The sequence below is a fragment of the Actinoplanes utahensis genome (assembly GCF_016862455.1).
In the GTDB taxonomy this organism is placed as follows: domain Bacteria; phylum Actinomycetota; class Actinomycetes; order Mycobacteriales; family Micromonosporaceae; genus Actinoplanes; species Actinoplanes utahensis.
Genome location: NZ_BOMZ01000093.1, coordinates 21,150 through 32,126, shown reverse-complemented (window position 1 = coordinate 32,126; position 10,977 = coordinate 21,150). Strand labels below are relative to the sequence as shown.

At 71.9% G+C, this 10,977-nt stretch carries 10 protein-coding genes; 6 read left to right on the top strand and 4 right to left on the bottom strand.

What is annotated here, in order from left to right; genetic code table 11:
- The first annotated feature begins 54 nt into the window (after nucleotides 1-54).
- Together Aut01nite_RS33740 and Aut01nite_RS33735 are read left to right on the top strand one after the other, a co-directional pair.
- The gene (locus tag Aut01nite_RS33740) at nucleotides 55-948 is read left to right on the top strand and encodes an RDD family protein (RefSeq protein ID WP_043531787.1); all 894 of its coding nucleotides are present in this window, start codon (nucleotides 55-57) and stop codon (nucleotides 946-948) included.
- Nucleotides 949-1,104: 156 nt separating this feature from the next.
- Nucleotides 1,105-2,850 carry a sensor histidine kinase gene (locus Aut01nite_RS33735; RefSeq protein ID WP_083999876.1) on the top strand — a complete coding sequence of 582 codons (1,746 nt, stop codon included), beginning with the start codon at nucleotides 1,105-1,107 and terminating at the stop codon, nucleotides 2,848-2,850.
- An 87-nt stretch (nucleotides 2,851-2,937) separates the two neighbouring features.
- Here the strand turns inward: Aut01nite_RS33735 and Aut01nite_RS33730 are convergent, their stop codons facing one another.
- Nucleotides 2,938-3,837: a phosphotransferase family protein gene (locus Aut01nite_RS33730; RefSeq protein ID WP_236643109.1), complete on the bottom strand. Its 900-nt coding sequence runs from the start codon at nucleotides 3,835-3,837 to the stop codon at nucleotides 2,938-2,940.
- A gap of 40 nt (nucleotides 3,838-3,877) precedes the next feature.
- Here Aut01nite_RS33730 and Aut01nite_RS33725 point away from each other — a divergent pair, with 40 nt between their 5' ends.
- Nucleotides 3,878-5,335 carry an MFS transporter gene (locus Aut01nite_RS33725; RefSeq protein ID WP_043531593.1) on the top strand — a complete coding sequence of 486 codons (1,458 nt, stop codon included), beginning with the start codon at nucleotides 3,878-3,880 and terminating at the stop codon, nucleotides 5,333-5,335.
- Here the strand turns inward: Aut01nite_RS33725 and Aut01nite_RS33720 are convergent, their stop codons facing one another.
- Nucleotides 5,336-6,250 carry a hypothetical protein gene (locus Aut01nite_RS33720; RefSeq protein ID WP_043531591.1) on the bottom strand — a complete coding sequence of 305 codons (915 nt, stop codon included), beginning with the start codon at nucleotides 6,248-6,250 and terminating at the stop codon, nucleotides 5,336-5,338.
- A gap of 146 nt (nucleotides 6,251-6,396) precedes the next feature.
- On the opposite strand from Aut01nite_RS33720, the gene Aut01nite_RS33715 reads away from it, so the two are divergent.
- Nucleotides 6,397-6,981: a TetR/AcrR family transcriptional regulator gene (locus Aut01nite_RS33715; RefSeq protein WP_043531589.1), complete on the top strand. Its 585-nt coding sequence runs from the start codon at nucleotides 6,397-6,399 to the stop codon at nucleotides 6,979-6,981.
- A 214-nt stretch (nucleotides 6,982-7,195) separates the two neighbouring features.
- On the opposite strand, the gene Aut01nite_RS33710 is transcribed toward Aut01nite_RS33715, so the two are convergent.
- A complete protein-coding gene (locus Aut01nite_RS33710; protein ID WP_052164429.1) occupies nucleotides 7,196-8,275 on the bottom strand; it encodes a DUF808 domain-containing protein in 1,080 nt (359 codons plus the stop codon).
- A gap of 113 nt (nucleotides 8,276-8,388) precedes the next feature.
- Here Aut01nite_RS33710 and Aut01nite_RS33705 point away from each other — a divergent pair, with 113 nt between their 5' ends.
- Entirely contained in the window at nucleotides 8,389-9,360 is a 972-nt protein-coding gene (locus Aut01nite_RS33705) for a hypothetical protein (RefSeq protein WP_043531587.1), read from the top strand.
- 3 nt (nucleotides 9,361-9,363) lie between these two features.
- Here the strand turns inward: Aut01nite_RS33705 and Aut01nite_RS33700 are convergent, their stop codons facing one another.
- The gene (locus Aut01nite_RS33700) at nucleotides 9,364-10,398 is read right to left on the bottom strand and encodes an RNA ligase family protein (RefSeq protein WP_052164428.1); all 1,035 of its coding nucleotides are present in this window, start codon (nucleotides 10,396-10,398) and stop codon (nucleotides 9,364-9,366) included.
- A 61-nt stretch (nucleotides 10,399-10,459) separates the two neighbouring features.
- Here Aut01nite_RS33700 and Aut01nite_RS33695 point away from each other — a divergent pair, with 61 nt between their 5' ends.
- Nucleotides 10,460-10,927, top strand: coding sequence for a pyridoxamine 5'-phosphate oxidase family protein (locus Aut01nite_RS33695; protein WP_043531585.1), 468 nt, complete (start codon nucleotides 10,460-10,462; stop codon nucleotides 10,925-10,927).
- Nucleotides 10,928-10,977 lie beyond the last annotated feature (50 nt).

Sequence of the window (10,977 nt, the reverse complement as noted above, 5' to 3'; positions counted from 1 at the left end):
GCATGCTAGTCCCTGCCCGGTGGCCCCCCGCGGGGCTGCGACCTCGTCCGGGTGGTGTTGACTGTGCGGGTGCTCACCACCGCCGAAGCCGTCGAGATCGATGTGCGCCCCGCCCGTCTCGGCTCGCGGGCGCTGGCGCTGATGTTCGACATCGTCTGCCAGGTGATCGTCGCCGGTTTCCTGTTCATGTTCTACCTGATCCTGACGGAGTTCCTGCCCGAGCCGTACGACGAGTACCTGCTCCCCGACACCGTCTGGCTGATCGTCATCGCGCTCGTCGCCGTCGGTTACCCCACCGTCGTGGAGACCACCAGCAACGGCCGCAGCCCCGGCAAGGCGGTGATGGGCCTGCGCGTGATCCGCGAGGACGGCGGCCCGATCCGCGCCCGGCACGCCTTCACCCGTGCCCTGATCGGCCTCGCCGTCGAATGGCCCGGCCTGCTCATGCCGTTCGTGACCTGGGCCGGCAGCCTCACCACCATGCTCGCCTCCCGCCGCGGCCGCCGCCTCGGCGACCTCGCCGCCGGCACCCTGGTCGTCCACGAACGCCGTCCCGTCCCGTGGAATCTGGTCCCCGGCATGCCACCCGGCCTGGCGCTGTGGGCGTCCACCGCCGACCTGTCCGCCGTCGACGACGATCTCGCCGAGGCGATCCGCCAGTTCGCCGCCCGCTCCCACCAGTTCGCCGAGCCGTACCGTACGGTCCTGGGCAAGAGCCTGTACACCGAGGTCGCCGCGAAGGTCTCCCCACCGCCGCCACCCGGCACCGCGCCGTGGCTGTTCCTCGTCGCCGTGCTCGCCGAACGCCGCCGTCGCGCCGCCCTGCAACTCGCCACCACCCGCGCCGTCACCCAGCGCGTCCTGCCCGGATTCGGCCAGGTGCCAGGCCCGGGCGCGGCCCGCACCAACCACACCCTCTCCCCGGTACGCCCCTCGCACCCCGCCTGAGCCCAGGCGGCACCCGGACGCCTGGCCCGGAGCGTCAAGGACACACCGACAGCAGCCCGGCCTACGCGAGTCGGTCGACCGTCTCGGATTCCGGCAGGCCCGGCGACTGACCCAGGTAGCGTCAACGGGGAATCCGTGGTCGTTGGAGGCGATGACATGAGCGCGGAGAGTGTGGCGGGACGGCCGGAGCAGGCCCCGGTACGCCGGGGTTTGTGGGTGTACGCGATAGCGGTGATCACCGTGACCGTGGCCGTCGTGCCGATCGCCGACCTTCGCCTGGCCGTTCACCCGAACCTGATATTCGCCTTCTTCGTCCTCATGGCGTCAGCGGATCTGCTGACCGCGTACCTGCTGGTGCAGCAGTTCCTGGCCGGTGGCCGGCCGGCGACACTGGGTCTCGCGTCGGCCTACCTGTACTCCACCCTGATGATGCTGCCGTACGCCGTGAGTTTCACCCGGATTCAGCACCAGGGTGGCGACTCCATCTGGTCCGAGGTCAGAGGGCCGTGGCTGTTCTTTGCCCTGTTGTGCGGGTTTCCCGCGCTGGTGGCGGTGCAACAGTACGTTTTCGCGGCGTTACCGGCCCGGCTGAGCGCGCTGGCCCGAGCCCGGCGGCGGACGGCGGTCGTGGTCGCGGTGGCGGGCGCGGCCATGCTGGTGACCGCGGTGACAGGTGCCGTTGTCGGTGCCGGGGACCGGCTGCCCGCGATCTACCGGGACGGTACGCCGACAGCGGCCAGCCGCTGGGTGGTAGGTGCGGTTCTGCTGGTGACCGCCGTCAGCCTGCTGGTAGTGATCAAGAATCTGCGTCACCGGCCCCCGGTGGAACAGTGGGTGGTGGTCGCGATCAGCGCGTCCCTGGCCACCGCAACGCTGTTCATGGCCGCTCCGCACCGGTTCACGCTGGCATATTACGTGGCACGGGTCACCCTGCTGGTGTCCTCCGGGGTGGTGCTGGTGGCGCTGCTGGCCGAGACCGCGAGTCTCTACCGCCGGCTTTCGGCAGCCCACCAGGATCTCGACCGGGCGCACCGGGAACTGAGCCGCAGGGCCGAGCATCTGGCCGCCGCGAACCGGGAACTGGAGGCCGCGGGGACCTGGAAGAGCGACATCATCGCCACTATCACCCACGAGATCAACCAGCCCCTGTCGGTGATCTCGGCCTGCTCGGAGGAGTTGACCCACGAGTGGACCGCCACCACCGACGACGAACGCCGCGCCGCCGTCCAGACGCTCGGCAACCGGGTCCACCAGCTACTCGACATGGCCTCGCACCTGCTTGTGCTCTGTCATGCCGAGCCGGGCCAGATCCATACCCGGCCGGTGGTTCTGCCGGTCGAGCAGGCCCTGACCCGGGTCACCGAAAACCTGACCAAGCAGGCCCGCGTACGGGTCAGCGTCAGCGACGCCCCGCCCGGCACGGCGGTGTGGGCGGACCCGGTGCACACCCATGAGGTGCTGACCAACTTCGTCACGAACGCGGTCAAGTACAGTCCCGGCGACATCCACGTGTCGGTGGCTCTCGACGGCACGGGTGACGAAGTCCTTTTCGCCGTCATCGACGAGGGCAACGGGGTTCCGCCGGACTTCGTCGAACACTTGTTCGACCGCTTCACTCAGGCCGAGCAGTCCGGCCCGGCGAGAACCGGGGCCGGTTTCGGGCTGTACCTGGCCAGACTGCTCGCCGAGGCGAACCAGGGCCAGGTCTGGTACGAGGACGTCGTTCCGCACGGCAGCCGTTTCGTACTTCGCCTGCCCCGCGCGCAGCGCAGCCCGGAACCGGCGCCCTCACTCGATCCGGCGGCCGGTGCACTTCCCCGCGCTGATGGAGTGGTCTCCCTGTTTCCGGCCGACGGCGAAGGTGCCGCGTCCCCGCGCAACGCTGGTCGACGCGTTCCGTGACCACCCGCCCCACCGCACCGAAGAACCCGGAGGATGGCCCGGCGAACGAGGTCGGGCGCCCGCGGGCCGCCTCGGTCCGGCCGGCGGTCACCACGGGTCGTCGAGGAGGTCGGTCAGGTTGGTCAGGCGTTCGGTGAGCAGGGCCCGGTGGCCGGGCGGGTCGGCGAGGGCGAGCCGGATGTCGGCGGCCAGGTGGGCGACGTGCCGGGCCTCGCATTCGGCGCGCAGCACGTCGGCGGCGATGCCGGTCTCGGCCGCGACCACGTCCAGGACGGCGGCCCGGTGCGGCCCGCTGCCGGAGATCAGGAAGAACCAGTCGTCGAGCGGGTCGCCGAAACGAGCCCATTCGAAGTCCAGCAGGGCGGTGACCGTGCCGTCGGCGGCCAGCCAGTTGTCCCAATGGCAGTCGGCGTGCACCGGCACCGTGGTGGTGACCTGCGGCGGCGCGGTCTCCGCGATCGCCCGTAACCCGTCGGCGACCGGCGCGGGCAGGGCGGCGGCGATGGCGTCGATCTCGGCGGCCAGGGCGGCCCGACCGGCGAATCCGCCGTGGTCGAGGGGTTCCCGCAGGACCTGCGCGGCCGGGTCGGCGGGTGTCCAGCCGTGCAGGGACTGCAGCCGCCGGACCGCCTGGGCGGCCAGCCGGCAGGCGGTGGCCGCGTCGATGCCGGGCAGGTCCATGCCGGGAGCGACGCCGGGCGCCCGCGTGTAGACCGCGTACCGGACGTCGCCGGCCGGGTGCACGCCGCTGTCGAGCAGCGGGGCGGTGAGGCCGTCGGGCAGGTGCGGGGCGAGGGCGATCTCTCGGTCCAGGCGGGTGTGCCCGGCCGCGCCGATGATCTTCACGACCACGTCGGCGCCGACGAACACCTGGTGGGAGAGGCTTCCGATCGCTGTCAGGTCGCCGGGGTCGTGGCCCAGCGCGGTACGGGCGATCGACCGGGCGGTCCGCTCGAAATCCATGCCGCCGACAGTAATGACGATCATCAAGCTAGGAACTGTACCGGCTGGTCGGTACAGTAAAGGCATGCTGATCACCGCCACCCCGGTCCGGCGCTGGGCCGCTCTCGGCGTGCTGTCCGCCGCGGTCCTGCTGCTGTCGATCGACGGCACCGTGCTCGCCCTGGCGGTGCCGTCGCTGACCGCGAGCCTGCGCCCCACCGCCGAGCAGATCCTCTGGATCGGCGACGTCTACTCCCTGGCGCTGGCCGGCCTGCTGCCACTGATGGGCAACCTCGCCGACCGGTTCGGCCGCCGCCGGATCCTGCTCACCGGATCGATCGCGTTCGGCCTGATCTCGCTGCTCGCCGCGTTCGCCACCAGCGCCGAGCAGCTGATCGCCGCCCGCCTGCTGCTCGGCGTCGCCGGCGCCACCCTGCTGCCGTCCACCCTGTCGCTGATCCGCAACATCTTCACCGACGACGCCGAACGCACCCGCGCCATCGCCGTCTGGTCGGCCGCGTTCGGCGCCGGCTCCGCGGCCGGCCCGATGATCGGCGGCTTCCTGCTCGAGCACTTCTGGTGGGGTTCGGTCTTCCTGATCAACGTGCCGGTGATGGTCGCCGTGGTGATCTCCGGGATGCTGCTGCTGCCCGAGTCCCGCGACCCCAGCCCGGGCCGTTTCGACGTCGCGTCGGCGGTGTTGTCGCTGCTCACCATCGCCCCGATCGTCTACGCGATCACCCACCTGGCCTCGGGGCGTCTCAGCCCGATGCTCGCCGTCGGCATCATCGCGGGGATCCTGTTCGTGCGCCGCCAGCGCCGCCTGGACACTCCGATGCTCGACGTCGACCTGTTCCGCAACCCCGCCTTCTCCGGCGCCGTCCTGGCCAACCTGATCTCCATCTTCGCGCTGGTCGGCCTGCTGTTCTTCTTCTCCCAGTACCTGCAGTTCGCCCGCGGCTTCACCCCGCTGCAAGCCGGCCTGGCCGAACTGCCCGCCACCCTCGCCTCGATCGTCGTGGTCGTCCTGGTCGGGCGGGCGATCCGGCTGGGCCGGGGCCGCGCGATCGCCGTCTCCCTCGCGGTGGCGGCCGCGGGCCTGGCTCTGGTGGCCCCGGCGGCAGACCTGTCGTCGTACGCCGGAATCGCGCTCTGCCTGATCCCCGTCGGCCTCGGAGTGGGCCTGGCCATGACACTCGCCGGGGACGCCGTCATCTCCGCCGCCCCGCCGCACAAGGCCGGTTCGGTCTCGGCCGTCACCGAGACCGCCAACGAACTCGGCGTGGTCCTCGGCATCGCGGTGCTCGGCTCGCTGCTGACCGCCCTCTACCGCGACGGCCTGACCCTGCCGCCCGGCCTGCCCGACGGCGTGCGCGCCGCGGCCACCGACTCGCTCGGCTCGGCGTTGCAGGTCCTCGAAGCGTCCCCGGCGGCGGCCGCCAAGGACGCGTTCGTCGCCGCCATGCAGACCACCTCCCTGGTGGCGGCCGGGTTCACCGCCGTGGCCGCGCTGGTCGCCTGGCGGCTGATCCCGAACCGCTGATCAGAGCGGCCGCAGCCACGGCACCGCGGTGATCCCGTCGGCGCTGATCGCGGTCAGTCTGCCGTGCAGCGCCGGGGTCAGCATCAGCATCTCCACGCTGACGGTGTCCTCGGAGCCGCTGGCGTAGACCCCGTTCGCGGCGTCCTCCATGATCGCGGTCAGTTCCGGCTGCACCGCCTCGTGGAGGCCTCTCTGGTCGGCGAGGCTCTTGGCGCCGGCCCGGCCGACCACGCACAGATTCCCCGCGTACAGCGCGGCCAGATCGCGGCGGGCCCCGTCGACGTCGCCGCGGACCACCTCGATCACCAGCACCTCGGTGGCGCCGGCCATCGGCGTCTCGTCGCGGGTAGCGCCGCGCGGATAGGTCACCCACGGCCGCCGGAACCGGTCGGGATGCCGACTCTCGACGTACTCGAAGACCCTGTTGGTGTCGCCCAGTGGCCCCCGCTGCCAGCCACCGTCCGGCGGCCGGCACGGGGTCGGCTCCGCCGGCTCCAGGGTGGCGGCGACCGGCGGCCCCTGCTCGGTGACCCGCAACGTGCCCGAGCGCCACTCGCCGCGCAGCCGGGCCCGCCCGAATCGGGTCTTCTCGTACCGCCCGGCCTCGGCCAGCCGGTTCAGGTCCACCCCGAGCACCGGCACCCCGACCGAGCAGTCCGGCACCGGCGGGCCGCCGCCGATCGCCGTCGTCGGCGCCGGGGCACAGAACCGCACCGGCCCGCCCGGCGCGGCCAGCACCGTGCCGCTCGCCTCCACCAGGTCACCGTCGCGCACGATCAGCCGCGCCATGTCGGCGGCCGGCGAGGCGCTCGGCGCGGCCGGCGCCGGTCCGGGTGCGGCGTCCACCCGGGCGCAGCCGGTCACCGCGAGAACGACCGCGGCCACCAGGGCAGACCACCGGCGAGAATCAGTCATGCGCGCACTCTAGAACGCTGCCGCGAACCCTGGGAACGGGTGCGTTCCCGGCGTACGAAAAGATGTGTCCGGACCAGTGTGTGCGGTTCGGGGCCGCGAGAGGTCCCGCAACGGCACACACCCGGTGATCGGGAGGAACAGCGCGCATGGGACGCACGGCCGGGCGGACACCCGCGGACACCCGGCGGGCGCTCCTCGACGCGGCCGGCGACGTCATCCGCAGCCGCGGTGTCAACGCCTCCCTGGACGACATCGCCCGGCACGCCGGGGTGTCCAAGGGCGGGCTGCTGTACCACTTCGCCAGCAAGGACGAACTGATCCTGGAGCTGGTCCGCAGCCTCCTGGAAGCGTTCCGCGCCGACATCGACAGCCGCCTCGACCCGGCCGACACAGCGCCCGGGCGGCTGACCCGCGCCTACATCCGGGCGCTGCTCGCCCCGCCCGAGGACGAGATCGCCGCCCGCAAGGCGATCGGCCTGATCGGCCTGCTCACCACGATCCCCGCGGTCGCCGACCTGGTCGCCGAGGACACCGACAGACTCAACACCGAGCTGTACGCCGACGGCCTGCCCCGGGACGTGATGACCCTGGTGACCGCGGCCGCCGACGGCGTCAGCAGCGCCCCGCTGTGGGGCGCCTCCGCCCGCGGCCCGGAGTTCCGCCAGCTGGAGCGGCGGCTGATCCAGCTGACCCACCAGCCCTCGCTATGGCAGTCGATTCCCTGGTCCTGACGCATGACATCACCCGTTGCACTCATCGGACCGCTCATGGCAGCCCAGGTGCTCCACGAGGCCAAGGAGATGAACGCGGTCATCACGACCAGGGTGCCCGAGGCATACGGCGCACACGACGTCACGATCCACACCATCTGAACGGCGCCCGCGAAAAGCGAACGGCCCGGCCGGCACCGTGAACGCGGTGCCGGCCGGGCCGTCGGTGCAGGGGTCAGGGCTTCGGCGGGGTGGGGCCTGGGTCGGTCTTCGGGGCGACGGGCTCCGGCGTGGCCGCGGACTCCGGTTCGGTCACGACGACCGGTGCGCGCTCCTCCGTACCGGAAGCGGTCGTGGTCCCGGTCTTGGCCGTTTCCGGCTCGGTGTCGCCGTGGGCCTTCTTGCGGTGGAAGGTCAGCGACATGAACAGCACGATCAGCGCGCCGACGGCCAGGCCGATGATCGCGCTGGCCAGGGTGTTGGTCAGCCAGCCCACCACACCGCCGAGCGCGCCGGTGGCGTCGTGCGCGGCCTTCTCCATGTGGTGCACGAAGTCGTACACCGGGTGGAAGCCCAGATCGCGGGTGCCGACCAGCAGGATGTGGCCACCGACCCAGAGCATCGCGGCGGTGCCGATCACGCTCAGCCCGGTCAGCACCTTCGGCATCGCCTTGACCAGGCCACGGCCGAACGCGGCGGCCCCCTTGCTGTCGCGCTGCGACAGCTTCAGACCGGCGTCGTCCATCTTCACGATCAGGGCGACGACCCCGTACACCAGCGCGGTCATCAGCACCGCCACCACGGACAGGATGACCAGGCGCTTCACGAAGGTCTCGCTGGCCACCTCGTTCAGCGAGATCACCATGATCTCGGCGGACAGGATCAGGTCGGTCCGGATCGCCCCGGCGACCAGAACCTTCTCGTCCTTGCGTTCCTCGGTGTCGGCGTGCGTGTCGTGGTGGGCGATGCGTTCCCAGATCTTCTCGGCGCCCTCATAGCAGAGGTACGCCCCACCGATCATCAGCAGCGGCGTCAGCAGCCCCGGCAGGAACTGGCTGAGCAGCAGGATCACCGGCAGAATGATCAGGAACTTGTTCCGCAGCGAGCCCCACGCGATCCGTTTGACGATCGGGATCTCCCGCTCGGCGGCCAATCCGTGCACATATTGCGGGGTGACGGCCGTGTCGTCGATGACCACGCCGGCCGCCTTGGCCCCGGCCTTGGCGGCTGCCGCCCCGACATCGTCGATCGACGCGGCTGCCGCACGCGCCAGGACCGCCACGTCGTCCAGCAGGGCTGCGAGTCCAGCGCTCAAGGAGAAGTCCTCTCAAGTTCGGTATGCGTTCGTGCAGACCCATTCTCGTTCAGGGCCGCGATCCCCGCATGACCCCCCTCCTATACCCATCGCGGCCCGGCTATCGTCACCGCGTGCCTGCCGCTCGTCTGATCCGTACCGTGCCCACCCCGCTGGGCGACCCGGCCCTGCCGCACACCCTGCCGGTGCAGCACGGCGACACCGAGGTGACCGTCGGCGACCGGCGTTTCCCCGCGCCGTGGCCCCGCCGGTTCGGCACGGTGGCCGTCTCGCCGACCGCCGACCTGGTCGTCTTCGCCGGCACGCACGCCCTGCACGCGGTCGACCGGTTCGGCGCCGTCCGCTGGGAGCACCGGCACGGCTGCTGGACCGACACCGAGTGTGAGGCCGCGCACACGTCGTACACCGAGTACGCCGACGACCCCGACCACGCCGTTCTGAGCAGCGGGTCGGCGGCGTTCTCCGCCGACGGCAGGCTGCTCTGGGCGCACGTGCGCACCTTCGACTACGAGGACATGGAGGAATGGCTGGTCCTGGACGCCGCCGACGGCACCGTGCTGGCCCGCGCCTCGACCGATTCGGTCGCCTCCGGATCCGATCACGTCCCGCACCCGGATCCGGCGTACATGGGCCTGTCCATCGCCGAAGGCGAGGACCGTTCGCCGGTGTTGTGGGGCCACTGGGACGGCGCCGCCCTGACCGTCCAGCGGTTCCCCGAGGAGATCCTGCTCGGCGTCAACCCGGCCGGCAACCACTTCCTCACCACCGACCTGAGCATGACGTCGCTGTCGCTGCACCGGATGACCGACGGCGCTGTGACGCTGCGCATCGACGCCGGCGAGGACGTCCGCTGGGACTTCCAGGGCGCCTTCGCCTGGGACGACGCCGCGGTGGTCGGCACCGACGAGGAACGGCACTGGCTGGCCGACCTGCGGACCGGCGCCGTGGACGGCCCGATCGGCTACCCGTTTCCGGTCTCGGGGACAGCCCGCCCGGCCGGTCCCGGCCGGTGGTACACGGTCTCTCCGGGCCGCGACCGCCTGCACGTCTGGGAGCTGCCGAACCAGACGTGCAGGCCGGACTGAGCGTCAGCGGTCGTTCTTCAGCAGGTACCGGTTCGAGATCACCTTGAACGAGCCGGGCGCGTACCCGCCGCCGGGCAACTGCACCAGGTCGGCGCCGCCGGCGACCCAGACGACGCCCTCCGCCGGCCGCGCCGGGTTGATCGCCGAGGGCAGGCCGTCGACCTGGCTCAGCGCCTCGTCGACGGTCGCCGGGAACGGCAGATCGTGCACCGGCACCGACAGAGCGGTCAGCCAGGACGGCCACCGGTCGCGCGGTACCACCGCACCGTCGAGCAGCAGGGTGAACGCCGAGAACCGGGTGTCCGGCAGCCGCAGCGGGTTGACGTGACCGCCCAGCCCGTACAGCTCGCCCTGCACCGCGGCCCGCCGGCCCGGGAACTCCGCGCGCAGCAGATCGTGGACGCCCAGGCCGATCCCGGTCTGCCAGACCCGGCTCGCCGGCTCCTCCAGCAGGTCGACGTTGCGGGTGCAGGCGCCCCGGTCGTCGCCGTCCACCCAGTACGTCGTGGACGTACCGTCGATCTTCTCGGTCGCGATCCAGCCCTGATCCCGGCACCGCAGCAGCTCCGGCTGGTTCTGCAGGCGCACCTGGCCGGTCGAACGGATCCACGACGGCCGGTACCCACGGATCTTGCCGAGCCGGTCGGTGGGGATCGGCGGATCCCACCGGACCACCCCGAGCGCCGCGGTGACGTCCTGGCCCGGCCGGCCGTCGCCGAGCTCCGGGAACAGGGTGACCGGCAGCGCCAGCCCCTGCGAGTACTGGCCGCGCAGCCGGGCCGTCTTCAGCACGTGCCCGGTCCGGCCGTGACCGTCGGTGCGCACACCCCGGGCCGCCAGGAACGCGAACCGCTCGTCGCCGGTGTCCAGCAGCGCATCCACCTCGAAGTAGACACACAGGTCCCCGGTCGCGAACTCGCCCGCTTTCACCACCACGTCCCAGCCCCGCACCCGGGCGCGCACGATCGCGTCCGCCCCGGGAATCCGCGCCAGCTCGGTGATCCTCTCGATGGTGGCCATCGCCCGGTCGTCACTCATGGCTCCGGAATCTAGCCGCTCCCGCCCGGCGGCCCCACCGAATAACCGGCATCGTGGACCCATGACCGACGAGATCACCGTCCAGGCCCGTGCCCTCCTCGCCGCCAACCGGTACGCGGTGATCGGCACCGCCACGCCCGGCGGCGCGCCGTGGGTGAGCCCTCTGTACGTCGTCGTGCCCGATCTGGACACCGTGCTGTGGCTGTCCCGGCCGACGTCCCGGCACTCCGAACTGATCGCCGCCAACGACCGGATCGCCGTGACCGTGTTCGACTCCACGGTGCCGATGGGCGGCGCCACGGCGTTCTACGCGCTCGCCACCGCCGGCCTCTGCCCCGACGCCGACCTGCCCGGCCTGCTGGCGACGTTCTCCGCCCACTCGGCCGCCCACGGTTTCCCCACCTGGCGGCTCGAGCAGGTCACCGGCGACGCACCGCTGCGCCTCTACCGCGCCGCGATCACCGAGGCGTGGCTGCTGCCCGCCGAGGACGGCCCGGAACGCCGCATCCCCCTGCGCCCCGGCGTATAGATACGGGCCAGTGCGCCGGGACACGCTGGGCACTTCCTCGACGAAGGGCC